This is a genomic window from Phenylobacterium deserti (genome assembly GCF_003254705.1).
Lineage (GTDB): Bacteria > Pseudomonadota > Alphaproteobacteria > Caulobacterales > Caulobacteraceae > Phenylobacterium > Phenylobacterium deserti.
Genome location: NZ_QFYR01000002.1, coordinates 269,343 through 284,055 on the forward strand (window position 1 = coordinate 269,343; position 14,713 = coordinate 284,055).

Genomic DNA, 14,713 nt, shown 5'->3' on the forward strand with positions numbered 1-14,713 from the left:
GGCGCGCTCAGCCTTCGTGCGCGTCGAACATGGTCTTGGCGTAGATGATGCCCAGCCCGTAGGCGCCGCCGTATTGCGCGGCGATGCCGGTGGTCAGGGCGTAGGTCTCGGCGCGACCCCAGTCGCGCTGCAGCTCGAGCAGGTACTGCAGGGCGGTGAGCGGCTGGGCGCCGGCCTGGATCATGCGCTGGACCGCCCGTTCGTGGGCTTCCGTCGACACGTCGCCGCAGGCGTCGGTGATCACATAGGCCGCGAAGCCCTGCTCGAGGGCCGAGAGCACCGGTCCGACGATGCAGACCGACGTCCAGAGGCCGCAGAACACCACCCGCGTGCGGCCGGCGGCGTTGATCTCCGCAACCGCCCCGGCGTCCTCCCAGGCGTTCATGGTCGTGCGGTCGAGCAGGCGGTGGTTCGGGAAGGGCGCGGTGACCTCGTCGAACATCGGGCCGGAGAAGCTGCGCTCCGCGACGGTGGTCAGGAGGGTCGGCACCCCGAACCCGGCCGCGGCCCGCGCCACCAGCGCGGCGTTGGTGCGCAGCAGAACCGGGTCGATGGAGTGGGTGGCGAAGGCCATCTGCGACTGGAAGTCGATCATGACCAGGGCATGGTCGTGCGGGGTGAGGAGCCGGGCGGCGGGTGCGGCGGTGGCGGTCAGCGGCATGGAGGCCTCCGAAGGGCGTGCGGGGTGGGACCTGGAGAAGGGGGGCGGAAGGCGCGCGTCACCCGGCCGGGGGCGGCGGCTCGTCCAGGAAGGCGGCGACGTCCCGCCCGACGAGCTGGGGATACTGGAACATGAAGGCGTGGCCGGCGTCCGGGTAGAGGATCAGCCGGGCCTGGGGCAGGGCCTGCGCGAGCGCGTAGGACTGGATGGTCGGGATCATGTTGTCCTCCACCCCGTTGGCGACCAGCACCGGCTTGCGGATCTGCGGGGCGCGGCGCAGCAACGAGGTCTCCGGCGTGCCGACGTCCGAGCCGGCCGACAGCATGGCCCGCCAGGTGGCTTCGCTCACCCGCACGTCGAAGGCGCCGGGCCGTTGCCGCAGGCGCGCCAGGTGCGCCCGGCCGGCGGCCTGGCTGGTCGGCGTGTTGCGGAAGAACAGGAAAAGGAAGTCCTCGTCCGTGTTCACGGGCTTGGTGGCGACCTGCAGCGCCTCGGCGCGCAGGTTGGCGCCCTCGACATAGCCCGCGCCGCTTCCGACGATCACCAGCCGGCGGACCAGCTCGGGATGGTCCAGCGTCAGCTGCTGGGCCACCAGGCCGCCGAAGGAGTAGCCGAGCAGGTCCACCTCCTTCAGGCCGAGCGCGCGGATGAAGGCGGCGGCGTTGTCGGACCAGCCCGCCAGGCGCGGCGAGGCGAGGCCGTCGGTCCGCGCGACCCCGACATTGTCGAAGATGATCACCCGTCGGGTCCGGGCCAGGGCGTCGAGGAAGGCCGGGTCCCACTCGTCCATCGAGCCGCGGAAGCGGTTGAGCAGCACCAGCGGCCTGGCCCCGGCCGGTCCCACCGCCCGATAGGCGTAGGTGACCTCGCCGACCTTCAGGCTCGAGGTCGGCGCGCAGACCGACAGGCAGCGGTCCGGCGGCGCGGCGGCGGCGGGCAGGGCGGGGGCGCTCAGCGTGAGCGCGGCGACAACGCCGGCCAGGGCGCCTCGCACGCGGCGGGTGTGGCGGTTTAAGCGCATGGCGGGACTCTCCGGAAAATGGGGCGGGACGGCGGCGCAGGAGCTCAGGCCGCGGCGTCGAGCGACGCTGCGTGGGTGATCTCCGCCCGGAACAGCTTGGAGACCGGGCAGATTTCGTGGGTGCGGGCCACGTGGGCCTGGAAGTCCGCCAGGCTGAGATCCGCGACTTGGCCGCGGACGGTGAGATGCACGGCGGGGATCACGAAATCTCCGTCCTGCTCCTCCAGGGTGACCTCGGCCTCGGTGCGCAGCGCGTCCGCCTTCAGCCCGGCCTGACCCAGCACCAGGGTCAGGGCCATGGTGAAGCAGGCGGCGTGGGCCGCGGCCAGCAGCTCCTCGGGGTTGGACCCGGGCCGCCCCTCGAAGCGGCTCGCCGCGCCGTAGGGGAAGTCGCACAGGGCGCCGCTGGCGCTCGAGATCGAGCCGCGGCCTTCGAACGCGCCGCCGGTCCAGGTCGCGGACCCTCGACGTTTGACCTTGATGGGCATGGACAGCGCTCCTCGGCTCGGGTGTGTCCGCAGAGCATCCCGCATCGGGCGTCGCCTGGATTTGACGGAACCGGCGCCGATTGTCTGGACCGGCGTGGCCGGCCGGCGTCCGCCCGGAGTCGCCGACGGGGCGCCCCCGCCAGAACGGAAAAGGCCGGCGCGCCTTGCGAGGCGCGCCGGCAGTCGGTCGGCTCAGGTTGGGCGGGAGGTGGCCGACGGAAGGGATCAGGCCGCGGCCAGGGGGCGGGTCAGGCGGCTGTGGGCGTTGGCCGCCGCCCAGTCGAGGGCGTAGTCGGCCACGGCCTCCCAGCCCCGGTCCAGGCACGTCCAGTGCGAGCGGTCCTCGAAGATCTTGAGCTCCGTGCGGGAGGCGGCGCGCTTCTGCTTCTCGAAGATGGCCCGGGTCATGCTCGCATCGGCGATGAGGTCCTTGCCGCCGCCGATCAGCAGCAGCGGGGCGCGGGTCCGGCTGCTCCAGGTGATGGCGCCCGCCGCCTTGAGGATGCCGTCCCAGTAGACCTTGCCGGGCGTCGGCACGATGTAGCGGTCGTACATGGCGTCGCTTTCGTGCAGCGGCAGGGTCTGCGCAAAGCGGGTTCGGAAGAAGGTGCGCGACATGTGCATCAGCTTGCCGCCGCTGAACGGGTCGGACAGCACCGGCCAGGCTGAGACGATCGCGTGGGGCCCGAGCGGGACGCCAGGCGTCGGCGCGGGGTCGATGGCCACGCCCGCGGCGCCGTGCCCGCGGTCCAGCAGGTGCTGCACGAACACGCCGCCGAGCGAGTGGCCGATGAGGATCGGCGCTTCCGGCAGGCTCTGGATCAGCCGCTCATAGTGCTCGACGATCCGCTTCTGGCCGACCTTGGCCAGCGCTGGATCGGGTTGATCGCGCAGGGCCCGGGGCTCGCGGTCGTCGAGCGGCCAGTCCGGGGCGATGACGGTGTAGCCGCGCGCCTCGTAGTGTTTGCGGAAGCCGTCCCAGCACCTGGCGTTCAGCCAGGCCCCGTGGATGAGCATGATGGTCTTGGACATGGCGTTCTCCTTGCGCAGATCGGCAAGCCTGTTCTGAGGGCGCCGACAGGGTGGGCGAAGGGCGGGCGCCTGGTCTTGGACGTTTCCGGGCCGGCTGGCGCCGAACAGGCCCGCCGGCGGCGGGCTCTGGCGCTGGCGCGCCGGGATGGATGCCGCCGGGAGGCGGGCGAGAAGATCCGTGCTGGCGCAGGGCGAAGACTGGCGGCTCACCGGCCAAGGCGGCTTGACCGCGCAACCTCGCGACAAGCGGAAGCGGGCCGCACAGCCTGCGCTGTGCGGCCCGCAGGCGCGTCAGGGGCCTTCGGGTCGATTGGCCGCCGGTGGATCGCTTGCCGGGAAGGACTCCTCGAGCGCTTCCTCCAGCCGGCGGTCCTGATCGCGCCTGTCCCGGTCCGCCGCGCCGGGCGGTTCGCTGTCGCGGGGTTCACCCATGGCTCAGTCGAGACCTGCTGGGGTTTGCTCGCGAAGGCCCGGGCGGCGACGGGTCGGCGCCGGGCAGGGCGCCTCCCGAGCGAGCACCTCGACGATCCCGAGCACCGGCCGGCCGTCGACGCGGCAGGGGATGAAGCCCGCCGTGACCCAGCGCGCCCGGGGCGGCGCGCCGGTCGGCGGAAAGGTCCAGAACCGTCCCATGCTTCGCTCCGCGCGTCGTCGGGGGTCAGGCCCGCAGGAAGGCGAGCAGGTCGCCGTTGATGATCTCGGCGTGGGTGGTGGCCATGCCGTGGTCGAAGCCGGGATAGACCTTGAGCGTCCCCTGCCTCAGCAGCCCGATGGTCTTCAGCGCGGACGCCTTGATCGGCACGATCTGGTCGTCATCGCCGTGCATCACCAGAACGGGGATGTCGATCTTCTTGAGGTCTTCGGTGAAGTCGGTCTCGGAGAAGGCCTTGATGCAGTCGTGGTGCGCCTTGACCCCGCCCATCATCCCCTGCCGCCACCAGTTCTGGATCACCCCCTGGCTGACCTTCGCGCCCGGACGGTTGTAGCCGTAGAACGGGCCGGACGGGACATCGAGGAACATCTTGGCCCGGTCGGCGGTCAGGGCGGCGCGGAAGCCGTCGAACACCTCGATCGGGGTGCCTTCGGGATTGCCGGGCTTCTTCACCATGACCGGCGGCACCGCGCCGATCAGCACGGCCTTCGCCGCCCGGTCGGTTCCGTGACGGCCGAGGTAGCGGGCGACCTCGCCGCCGCCGGTGGAGTGGCCGATGTGGATCGCATCCTTCAGGTCCAGGGCGAGCACCAGGGCGCGCAGGTCGTCCGCGTAGGTGTCCATCTCGTTGCCGCCCCAGGTCTGGGTCGAGCGGCCGTGGCCGCGGCGGTCGTGGGCGATCACGCGGAAGCCGCGGTCGGCGAAGAACACCATCTGGGCGTCCCAGTCGTCGGCGGTCAGCGGCCAGCCGTGGCTGAAGACGATCGGTTGGCCGGCGCCCCAGTCCTTGAAGTAGATCTGGGCGCCGTCCTTGGCGGTGACATAGTTCATCCTGCGGGGCTCCTTGGAGGCGTGGGGCGCCGTGGCCAGAGGCTGCGCGGCGGCCTGGTTCGCCAGGGCGCCGCCCGTGGCCGCGCCGAAGCCGGCGGAAAGCACCGCGCGGCGGGAAGCGGTCTGAGTGTCCGTGCTCATGATGTTCGGGTCCCTGGTTGAGGTTGGCCAAGGAACGTTAGGCGGCGGCGGCCGACGCCGATTGGACGGTTCCGGCGCCAGTTGAAGGACACGCTCCTGGCGATGCGCCGCCGTGCTGCTGCTCAGGCGAGACTGCGGTGCGGGAGGCCGGCGCGCGCGGCCGGCGGATCGTCAAAAGCGCCGTGCCTCCGTTCAATCGTCCGGGCGGGCCGTGCGGCTAGGCTCGCGGACATCATCCGGAGCCGTTCCATGTCCAGTCCTTCCGAAAAGACCGTCGTCCTGGTGCATGGCGCCTGGGTCACCACGCGGTCCTGGGACACCTTCCGCCGGCCTTTCGAGCGGGCCGGCTACCGGGTGCTGACCCCCACCTGGCCGGGGCTGGAGGGGCTGTCAGCCGCCCAGGTCCGTCGCCACCTCCCGGTCGGCTTCGGCAGCCTCAGCCTCGGGCGCATTGTCGATCACCTGGAGGCCTATATCCAGGCGCTGCCGCAGCCTCCGCTGCTCGTCGGGCATTCCTTCGGCGGCCTGCTGGTCCAGAAGCTGCTCGATCGCGGCTGCGGCGCGGCGGGGGTTGCGATCAATCCGGCGCCGATCGCCGGGATCGTCCCCGGACCGACGACCCTGGCGGCGGTGCTGCCTGCGCTCGCCCGCTGGCGCGGGTGGAGCCGCCCCTATGCCCACACGCGGGGCAGCTTCGGGCGGCAGTACGCCAACACCGCGCCGCATGATCTGGTGTCGCGGTTCTTCAACGAGGCGGTGATTCCGACGCCAGGCCGCATCCTGCACCAGGCCGCGACCTGGCTGGGCACCGGGATCGACCCCCGGCGTCGCACCCAGCCGCTGCTGATCACCGGCAGCGAGGCCGACCGCCTGGTCACCCCGCATCTGTCGCGCGCGGCCTACGCGATCCAGCGACGGGCGCCCGGCCTGACCGACTTCAGCTTCTATGACGGGCTCTCGCACCTGCTGATCGCCGAGCCAGGCTACGAACGGGTGGCGCGCGACGTGATCGGCTGGCTCGAAGCGCTGCCGACCTTCGCCGGCCGGCCCCTGCGGGCCTCCGACGCCTGCCCGGGGCCCGGACCTGCCGCCGACCGTCGCGTGCGGGTCTGACGACGGAGCCGCGCCAGCAAGCGCCGATCGGTTCAATCCGGCCGGCGCGGTTGCAGGCAGGCTAGGGGCTTCGAAGAAGGAGCCTCGAAATGGTCGACCGCACCCTCCGCCGGGCGTCAGGCGCCCCCGTCGCCGACAACCTCAACATCGAGACGGCGGGCCGCCGCGGCCCGGCGTTGCTGCAGGATGTCTGGCTGCTCGAGAAGCTGGCCCACTTCGACCGCGAGGTGATCCCCGAGCGCCGGATGCACGCCAAGGGCGCCGGCGCATTCGGGACCTTCACGGTCACCGGGGACATCCGCCGCTACTCCCGGGCGGCCCTGTTCTCCGAGATCGGCAAGCAGACGCCGGTGTTCGTGCGGTTCTCGACGGTCGCCGGCGAGCGGGGCGCCGCCGACGCCGAGCGCGACATCCGGGGCTTCGCGGTGAAGTTCTACACCGAGGAGGGGAACTGGGATCTGGTGGGGAACAACACGCCGGTGTTCTTCTTCCGCGACCCGCTGCGGTTCCCGGACCTCAACCACGCGGTCAAGCGGGATCCGCGCAGCGGGCTGCGCAGCGCGCAGAACAACTGGGACTTCTGGACCCTGCTGCCGGAAGCCCTGCACCAGGTGACCATCGTGATGAGCGACCGGGGGCTGCCGCGCTCGTACCGGCACATGCACGGCTTCGGGAGCCACACCTTCAGCCTGCTCAACGCGGACAACGAGCGGGTCTGGGTCAAATTCCACCTGCGAACCCACCAGGGCGTCGAGACCCTGACGGACGCCGCCGCGGCCGAGCTGATCGGTCGCGATCGGGAAAGCCATCATCGCGACCTGTTCGACAGCATCGAACGCGGCGCCTTCCCTCGCTGGACCCTGTGCGTTCAGGTGATGAGCGAGCGCCAGGCGGCGAGTCACCGGCACAACCCCTTCGACCTCACCAAGGTCTGGCCGAAGGCCGACTACCCGCTGATCGAGGTCGGCGTGCTGGAGCTCAACCGCAATCCGGACAACGTCTTCGCCGAGGTCGAGCAGGCGGCCTTCTCGCCGGCGAACGTGGTGCCGGGCGTCGGCTTCTCGCCGGACCGGATGCTGCAGGCGCGGCTGTTTTCCTACGGCGACGCGCAGCGCTACCGCCTCGGCGTCAACTTCGGCCAGATCCCGGTGAACGCCCCGAAATGCCCGTTCCACAGCTATCACCGGGACGGCGCCATGCGGACCGATGGCAACCTCGGCGGGACGATCAGCTACGCGCCCAACAGCCAGGGCGTCTGGCGCGACCGGCCGGACCTGGCGGAGCCGCCCCTGCCGCTCGACGGCGCCGCCGCCCATTACGACCACCAGACCGAGGACGATCACTTCGAGCAGCCCGGGGAGCTCTTCCGGCTGATGTCGCCCGCCCAGCAGGCGGTGCTGTTCGCCAACACGGCCCGGGCGCTCCAGGGCGCCGCGCCGGAGGTCCAGCAGCGGCACGTGGCCAACTGCCTGCGGGCCGACCCGGCCTACGGCGCCGGAGTGGCGGCGGCGCTCTTAGAGCTGGGCGGCGGGACCGCCGCCCAGGCCGCCGAATAGCCGGGGTCGCCGCGCGGCGCCGGTCCTCACGGCGCCGCGCATCCGCCCGCCGGCGGCAGGGCTTGGGCCAGCGCGTGCGGCCCGCCGGGCGCGGAGGCGCCCGGCGGGTCTTGTCGGCTTGGCGGCGGCGAGCTTCAGGACGGCGGCCTGCGAGTGCGCCGGCCGGCGCACCCATGGGGCGTCAGCGCAGATGGCGGGCCAGGAACTCGGCCGTCCGGCTGTCGGCCAGGGCGGCGTCGGCGGCATGGAAGTGAGCGCCGCGGTGACGGGCGAAGGCATGGTTGCGGCCCGGATAGGTGTGCACCTCGGCGTTCGGGCGGCGGCTCAGGGCGTCCTGGATCTTCGCGCGGGCTGCGGCGTCGATGTATTCGTCCGCCTCGGCAAGATGGGTGAGGAAGGGCGCGCGGAGGCTGGCGGCTTCGGCCACGAACCGCTCCGTGCCGCCGCCGTAGTAGGCGACGGCGGCGTCGACCTCGGTCCGGGCGGCGGTCAGGAAGCTCATCAGCCCGCCCAGGCAGTACCCCATCACCGCCACCTTGCCGTCGGCCCCGGGGAGGGTGCGCGCCGTCGCGACGGCGGCCTGAACGTCGGCGACGCCCTGGTCGATGTCGTAGGCTCCATAGAAGCCCAAGGCCTTCTCCCATTCGGCCGGATCGTCGCCTTCGCTCTCGAAGCCGGGCTCGAAGCGCCAGAACAGGTCCGGGGCGAGGCCGATATAGCCCTGCGTCGCGAAGGCCTCGGCCACCTCGCGCATGTTGGCGTTCACCCCGAGGATCTCCTGCAGGACCAGGACCACGGGGCGCGGCGTGGTCGCCTCGGGGCGGGCGACAAAGGCGCGGAAGGGGCCGTCCGGCCCGTCGATGGTGATGAACTCGGGCATCTCGGAGTCCTTGCGTCAGCTTGGCCGCGCGGCGGCGGCGGGGAGGGTCAGGCCGCGACGGGTGCGGCGATGGACTGGCCGCGCAGCCAGGCGCGCGGACAGGCGCCGGTGGTGCGCTTGAACACGCGTGTGAAATGGGCCTGGTCGCAGAAGCCGGCTTCCAGGGCGAGGGCGGCCAGCGGCATGGGCGTGCTCAGCATCAGGCGCTGGGCGAATTCCACGCGCTTGCGCGCGACATAGGCCAGCGGGCCCTCCTGGAACGAGACCCGGAACCGGCGACTGAAATGGTTGGCGCTCAGCCGCGCGAGGGCGGCCAGGTCGGTGACGCGGATGGGCGCGCCGAGGTTCGCCGCGACGAACCGGCTGACCTTGTCCACCTGCCATTTGGCGAGGCCGCCGAGGTCGGCCGCGGCCGGCCGATCGTGCCGCAGAAGGGTGAGGGCGCGGTCGATGCAGTCCCTTGCGGCGTCCCGATCCTGCTCCACGGCGGACCGGGCCGCGTCGAGCAGGGCTGCGAGGCCGTGGGCGTTGACCAGCGTCAGGGCGCCGGGCGGCGGGGTTGGGGTGGGTTCCAGAAGCTGCAACATTGGGGGTCCTCCGGTGCGGCGCTCGGGGCGCCGTGACCAGGGCAGCTTCTGCGGGGGGCGAACAGGGCGCGAGTTAAGCCCTGTAAAACGTCGAAAACCGGCGATTTACGACGCGGGCTTCAAGGCGTCGGCCGACGTGGTCGCCCCGGCAGAGCGGGTTCGTCCAACGGCTGGCGTCTTGCGGCAAGAAACCTGTAGCCCCGTCTGAGACAGCCTGCGGATCGAGATCATCTCGGAGATCGCCGCATGACACCCGCGCCTGAAGCCGCAACCTCGGACCGCCCCGCCGCGGCGGACGCCGACGCCGCCCTGGTCGAGAGGGTGCACCGCCTGCAGGACGAGGTCCGCGGGCTGGCGCACGAGCATGTGCATCGGTTTGAAGAGGCCCTGCGGGCGCTTGCGCGCCTGGCGACGGATCTGGCCGAGGGCGGCGAGGCCTACCCGCCGGGCGTGCGCGAGATCGCCCGTCGGGCCTCCGAGGAGTGCGACGGCTGGGCGCTGAGCGTGGCGGCGATCGCCGGTCGTTTCCCCTGACCGATCTCAGGGGCGCCACGTGGCGCGCAGGCCGATCCGGCGCGGCGCGTTGATCGCGCCCTGCGGATAGCCGGCCAGGGCGGTCGCCGCCGTGACGTGTCGATCGTCCAGCAGGTTCTCGCCGAACAGGGTCAGGACGATGCGGCCCCCGGGCGGGCTCAGCGACAGGCGGGCGTTGAGCTCGCTCCAGTCGCCCGACTGGTAGGTCGGCTGGTCCTGGTTGGTTTCCAGGTAGAAGACGTTGCTCTGCAGGCGCAGGCTCGCCGCGGCCGCGAGACGCCAGCCGGCGCCCGCCTGACGCCAGGCTTCAGCGGTGATGGCGCCCTGCCAGCGCGGGGCCCGGCTGAGACGGGCCCCGTCGATGGCCTCCTGGATGAGGGGGATGGACGCCCCGTAGGCGAAGCGGGCGGAGCCCGGCACGGCCGGCAGAACGCCGTCCGTGAACCTCGCGTCGAGCCAGGCGAGGCTCGCGTCCAGCTGGAAACCGTCCCCGAAGACGGCGATCTCCGCCTCGGCGCCGTGGGTGCGGGCGCTGGCCACGTTGCGGATGTCGATGCCGCCGGAGGTGACCGGCAGGCGCACCTGGAGGTTTTCGTAGTGGTAGCGGAAGGCGGCGGCGTTGATCCGGAGACGACGGTCCAGGAGCTCGACCTTGAGGCCGCCCTCCAGCGCGTCGATCTCCTCGGGATCGAAGCCGCGGTTCAGGCCGTAGACGTTGAAGCCGCCCGACTTGAATCCCTGGCTGAAGTTCAGGTAGGCGAGCGCGCCCGGCGCAAACCGGTAGTCGAGCACCGCCCGGAGCGACACGTCGTCGAACTGCCGCGTGGCCTGGAAGGTCGGCGGGGCGGCCACTGCGAACCCGGCGGGCACCACCTTCCCGGCGGGCGGCGCGAAGCCGCCGGCCAGGGTCAGCACCGTCTGGGTCAGCGAAAAGACCTTCTCCTCCCGGCTCAGGCGGGCGCCGCCCCGCAGCGTCAGGCGGTCGGTCGCGCGGACGCTGGCGTCGGCGAACACGGCCCCCGCCCGCACCGTCTGGCCTGCGTCGAAGGTCGCGCGCGTGCCGAGCCGGAAAAAGGCCCCCGCGTTCTGGATGATCGAGGGGTGCACCTTGTTGCGCTCGCGCATGTGGAAGGCGCCGGCCACCCAGGCGATGCGGGCGTCTGGGGGGCTGGCCAGGCGGACCTCCTGCAGCCATTGCTCATGGGTCAGGCGCACGGTGTTGTAGGCCTCCACCGGCCCGCCGGTGCGATCCGCGGGCGCGGTGTTGTCGGCGTCGCCCGATCCGCCCAGGCTGAAGCGCCGGTAGTTGCTCACGGTGGAGAGCGTCATCCGGCCGAGGCGGTGCTCGCCGAGCAGGGTCGCCGCCTTGGTTTCGCTCCGCAGGTCGCCAGGCGTATCGAAGGCGTACTGGCCGCGGTCCAGCACGCGGCCGAGATCCGGACGCGGGACGAAGGGGGAATCGGCCGGACCGCCCGTGAGCGCGGCGATCCGGATCAGGGCGACCTCGGCGTCCTGCCGGCGGTATTCGCCGATCAGGTCGAACCGGCTCCGCTCGCCGGGCGTCAGGCGCAGCGTCAGGCGTGCGGTGGTGTCGTCGCCGCCGCCGACCTTGCGGCCGGTGATCACGTTGCGCCCGAACCCGTCCCGGTGGGCGTGGCCGAGCGCCAGCCGCGCCTGCAGCCCGTCGCCGGCGAGCGGGCCGCCGAACGCCGCTTCCGCCTTGAAGGCGCCCAGCGAGTCCCACCGGGCGTTCAGAACGCCGTCCGGACGCGGCGTCGGGCGCCGGGACGTGACCAGCACCGCGCCGGCGGTGGCGTTGCGCCCGAAGAGCGTGCCCTGCGGTCCGCGGATCACCTGGAGGGCGTCCACGTCGACGAGATCGGCGGTGGAGACGGACAGCCGCCCGATGTAGGCCCCGTCCACATAGACGGCGACCGGCTCGTCGGCGAAGAAGTTGGCCCCGCCGTTGGCCCCACCGACCCCCCGGATGGCGAGCGGCGCGGCGCCGTAGCCGACATCGCCGGTGGCGACCAGGCCCGGCGCCCAGGCCGACAGGTCCTCGAGGGTGCGCAGGCCCTCCGCCCGTGTGCGGTCGCCGCTGATGACGCTGACGGAGAGAGGGACCTCCTGGAGGGCTTCCGGTCGTCGTTGGGCGGTGACGATCAGCTCCGCAAGACCGGAGGCGGCGTGATCTTTCTCCGGCGCCTCGGCCTGCGCCGCGGTCGCCGCCAGGAGTGCGGCGAGGCTCGAGCCGGTCAGCCGTGGTCGCATGCGTCGCTCCGTAGGCGCGAACCGTCCGTTCCGCTGGCGCGAAGCTGTTCGAGCAGCGCTCGGGCGTGGACGACATCGTTTGTGAGGGAGGTGGCGTCCACGCGCTCCAGAAGGCGGTGGAGGCTGGCGTGGGCCTCGGTCCGACGGTCGCTTGCTGCGAGCAGCTCGGCCAGGCTGGCGGCGGCGCGCAGCCCCCAGCCCAGGGCGCCCTGCCGCTCCGAAAGCGCAAGCGCGTGGCGGAACGCCTGTTCGGCCTCGGCGACGGCGCCTGGGCCGCCGCCGCGCAGTCTCGCCGCGCCCCGAGAGCGGTGCATCTCGGGGGCGAACCAGACCTCGTCGTTGTCGGAGAAGCGTTGGAAGGCGGCGGAGGGATCCTCCGGCGGGAGCAGGGTGGCGAACAGCTCGTCCAGCGCCGGCATGCGGACGCTGCGGGGCGCGGGTCGCAGCTCCGCCGGTGCGGCCGGGTTTCCCTCGAGCCGGTCCAGCACCGCCCGGTAGCGCAGGCCCCAGTGGTGCCAGAGCGCGAAGGTCTGCTTCGAGCTGGCGGTCAGGATCTCGACGTAGCGCCGCGCTGCGTCCAGCTGGCCGGACCAGATCATCACCGGGCACAGGTTGATCGCCAGGGTCCAGCTGCTCGTGTAGGGATGGTTCAGCCAGAGCAGCTCGTCGAGGCAGCTCTCGGCCGTGTCGATCGCTTCGTCGGGACGGCCGGTCACCCACAGGACGCGGGCGTAGGTGGCGCGGGCGGCGCACCACTGGTCCACGTCATAGCCCGTGATGATGATCTTCGGGAACGCCTCGCGCGGACGGCTGAGCGCCTCCAGCAGGTGCGCCTGGGCCTCGCCGTGCCGTCCCAGGTCGTGCAGGGCGCGGCCGAGCAGCCGGTGGCGCCGGGCCACATAGAGCGGCTCGGGACGGGGCGGCAGCCGCTCGCCGTACTCCCGGGCGTACTGCATGGCCGCCGTGTAGTCGCCGGCGTTGCCGGACAGTCCCTGCAGGACCCACGTCAGCAGCAGTTCGGTGGCCTTGTCGCCCATCCCGCAGGCGAGCTCCCGGGCCTGGACGAAGTGACCGACAGCGGCGCGGGTCAGCCCGTTGCTGACGTAGTCGGCCATGCCCGAGACCATGTGGACGGCGCAGCGCTGGCGCGGCTCGCAGGACGGAAAGTCGACGCTCGCCAGCGCCAGATCGAGAAACCTCTGATTGTCCGTCAGCAGCGACAGGCGGAGCCAGAACGGGATGGCGGCTGCGGTGAGCTCGACGGCGAACACCGCGCGCTGCGGATCGGCGAACGCCCAGTCGAGCACGAACCGCACGTCGTCCATGAGCCGGCTGCAGGCCATCATGGCGGCGTGGTCGCCCGCGGCGGCCACCTCGCGGAGGCGCAGGCAGAGCAGGCGGCCGCGTTCGGCGAGCACGCCGTCGGAGCGCCCCGAGGCGCGCAGCTTGTCCAGCGCGTAGGTGCGCGTCGTGTCGAGCAGGCGATGGAAGCGGCGCGGCTGGCCATCCGCGGGTTCGGCCGTATCCGTGGCCAGCAGCGACGTGTCGATCAGCCGTCTGAGGGTGTCCCGCGTCGGCCGGCTCGGGGAGCCCGTGGCCGCCACCAGGGCTTCCGCCTCCTCCAGGGTGAACCGCGTGCAGAAGACCCCCAGCGTCTGGAGGACCTCCCGCTCATCCTCGGCCAGCGTCTCGTAGCTCCAGTCGAGCGTCGCCCGCAGGGTCTGGTGGCGGGGCAGGGCGGTGCGACGTCCCTGGGCCAGCAGGTCGAGGCGTTGGCCGATCTCCCGCTCCAGCACCTCGAGTTCCACCACGCCGCAGGTCGCGGCGGCGAACTCGATGGCCAGCGGGATCCCGTCGAGCCGGCGGCAGAGGCTGCCGATGACCGGCAGGTCGGGGTCCTGGACGTCCGCCGCCGCCTGGGCCGAGGCCCGCTCAAGGAAAAGCTGCACGGCCGGATAGGAACGCAGCCGGTCCCCCGGCTCGCCCTCGGCCTGCTCGGGGAAGGCCAGGGGCGGCAGCCGGTAGGTCCATTCGCCCTCGGCCCGCAGGGCTTCCCGGCTGGTGGCCAGGATGGTCACCCCGGGAGCTGTCCGCAGCACGGTCTCGACGAACACCGCCGCGGCGTCGACCACCCGTTCGCAGTTGTCGAGCACCAGCAGCAGGTGCTTGCTCTCCAGCCCGGCGAGCACTCCCGGCAGCATGTCGTCGGAGGTGATGCCCAGGCCCAGGCCGGCGGCCACGGCGGTGGCGACCGACCCCGCGTCGGTCGCGGCGGCGAGCTCGACCAGACAGGCCCCGTGCCGGAACCCGGCGGCCGCGAGACGCGCCGCGCCGAGGGCGAGGGTGGTCTTGCCCATGCCGCCGGCCCCGACGATCACCAGCAGCCGTCGGTGCTGGAGCTGCTCGGCGACGTCCGCCACGTTCGCCTCGCGTCCGATCATCGGGGTGAGCGCGGCTGGCAGGCGGAGGACCTCCGGCGTGGCGGCGCGCGGGGTCGGAGGCTCGCCCCGGCCGCCTTCCACCGAGGAGAAGCGGTAGCCGCGTCCGGGGATGTTCTCGACAAAGGCCTCGCCCTTGGGATCCTGGCTGAGTGCGCGTCGCACGGCGGTCATGTGGACGCGGAGGTTGGCCTCCTCCACGGTCGTGTTCGGCCACACCCGCGCCATCAGCTCGCGGTGCGAGACGATCTCGCCCGCGTGCTCGACCAGGACTTCCAGGACGGCGAGCGCCCGGCTGCCGAGCGGAACGGCCTCGCCGTCGGCGAGAAGGCGGCCTTGCCGCAGCTCGAACGGGCCGAAGCGGTAGCCGCTCAGTTCCGCCATGGCGCCGCTCCTGGCGGGACGCCCACGCGCTTGCCCGAAGCCGGCTCCGCGCGACCGCTCGGACGAAGAACGGACGCCTCCGGGGGCTGGCGGTTCGGGGTTGCTGATCGGCTGGGCATGTTGG

Annotated in this window: 13 protein-coding genes; 3 read left to right on the top strand and 10 right to left on the bottom strand. The window is 72.4% G+C overall.

The window, feature by feature from the left end; all coding sequences use genetic code 11:
- Window positions 1–7: 7 nt before the first annotated feature.
- The 6 genes from DJ018_RS10975 to DJ018_RS11000 form a co-directional block, all read right to left on the bottom strand.
- Window positions 8–661, bottom strand: a complete 654-nt coding sequence (locus DJ018_RS10975) for an isochorismatase family protein (RefSeq protein ID WP_111514993.1) — start codon at window positions 659–661, stop codon at window positions 8–10.
- 58 nt (window positions 662–719) lie between these two features.
- The gene (locus tag DJ018_RS10980) at window positions 720–1,682 is read right to left on the bottom strand and encodes an alpha/beta fold hydrolase (RefSeq protein ID WP_111514994.1); all 963 of its coding nucleotides are present in this window, start codon (window positions 1,680–1,682) and stop codon (window positions 720–722) included.
- A gap of 44 nt (window positions 1,683–1,726) precedes the next feature.
- The gene (locus DJ018_RS10985) at window positions 1,727–2,170 is read right to left on the bottom strand and encodes an OsmC family peroxiredoxin (RefSeq protein ID WP_240609521.1); all 444 of its coding nucleotides are present in this window, start codon (window positions 2,168–2,170) and stop codon (window positions 1,727–1,729) included.
- 225 nt (window positions 2,171–2,395) lie between these two features.
- Entirely contained in the window at window positions 2,396–3,202 is an 807-nt protein-coding gene (locus DJ018_RS10990) for an alpha/beta hydrolase (protein WP_111514995.1), read from the bottom strand.
- Window positions 3,203–3,637: 435 nt separating this feature from the next.
- Window positions 3,638–3,835 (bottom strand): hypothetical protein, encoded by a 198-nt coding sequence (locus DJ018_RS10995; protein ID WP_111514996.1) that lies wholly within the window; start codon window positions 3,833–3,835, stop codon window positions 3,638–3,640.
- A gap of 25 nt (window positions 3,836–3,860) precedes the next feature.
- Window positions 3,861–4,826 (bottom strand): alpha/beta fold hydrolase, encoded by a 966-nt coding sequence (locus DJ018_RS11000; protein WP_111514997.1) that lies wholly within the window; start codon window positions 4,824–4,826, stop codon window positions 3,861–3,863.
- A 249-nt stretch (window positions 4,827–5,075) separates the two neighbouring features.
- Here DJ018_RS11000 and DJ018_RS11005 point away from each other — a divergent pair, with 249 nt between their 5' ends.
- Together DJ018_RS11005 and DJ018_RS11010 are read left to right on the top strand one after the other, a co-directional pair.
- Window positions 5,076–5,939: an alpha/beta hydrolase gene (locus DJ018_RS11005; protein WP_111514998.1), complete on the top strand. Its 864-nt coding sequence runs from the start codon at window positions 5,076–5,078 to the stop codon at window positions 5,937–5,939.
- A gap of 89 nt (window positions 5,940–6,028) precedes the next feature.
- Complete coding sequence (locus DJ018_RS11010; protein WP_111514999.1) at window positions 6,029–7,495, top strand: catalase; 1,467 nt, start codon at window positions 6,029–6,031, stop codon at window positions 7,493–7,495.
- A gap of 181 nt (window positions 7,496–7,676) precedes the next feature.
- On the opposite strand, the gene DJ018_RS11015 is transcribed toward DJ018_RS11010, so the two are convergent.
- A complete protein-coding gene (locus DJ018_RS11015) occupies window positions 7,677–8,375 on the bottom strand; it encodes a dienelactone hydrolase family protein (RefSeq protein ID WP_111515000.1) in 699 nt (232 codons plus the stop codon).
- A gap of 47 nt (window positions 8,376–8,422) precedes the next feature.
- Window positions 8,423–8,962 (bottom strand): helix-turn-helix transcriptional regulator, encoded by a 540-nt coding sequence (locus tag DJ018_RS11020; RefSeq protein ID WP_111515001.1) that lies wholly within the window; start codon window positions 8,960–8,962, stop codon window positions 8,423–8,425.
- Window positions 8,963–9,208: 246 nt separating this feature from the next.
- Between DJ018_RS11020 and DJ018_RS11025 the strand changes: the two genes are divergently transcribed.
- Window positions 9,209–9,496 (top strand): hypothetical protein, encoded by a 288-nt coding sequence (locus DJ018_RS11025; protein WP_111515002.1) that lies wholly within the window; start codon window positions 9,209–9,211, stop codon window positions 9,494–9,496.
- A 6-nt stretch (window positions 9,497–9,502) separates the two neighbouring features.
- Here the strand turns inward: DJ018_RS11025 and DJ018_RS11030 are convergent, their stop codons facing one another.
- Together DJ018_RS11030 and DJ018_RS11035 are read right to left on the bottom strand one after the other, a co-directional pair.
- Complete coding sequence (locus DJ018_RS11030; protein WP_111515003.1) at window positions 9,503–11,767, bottom strand: TonB-dependent receptor; 2,265 nt, start codon at window positions 11,765–11,767, stop codon at window positions 9,503–9,505.
- The gene (locus DJ018_RS11035; RefSeq protein WP_165842885.1) at window positions 11,752–14,589 is read right to left on the bottom strand and encodes an ATP-binding protein; all 2,838 of its coding nucleotides are present in this window, start codon (window positions 14,587–14,589) and stop codon (window positions 11,752–11,754) included. The genes DJ018_RS11030 and DJ018_RS11035 overlap by 16 nt, the downstream gene beginning before the upstream one ends.
- Window positions 14,590–14,713 lie beyond the last annotated feature (124 nt).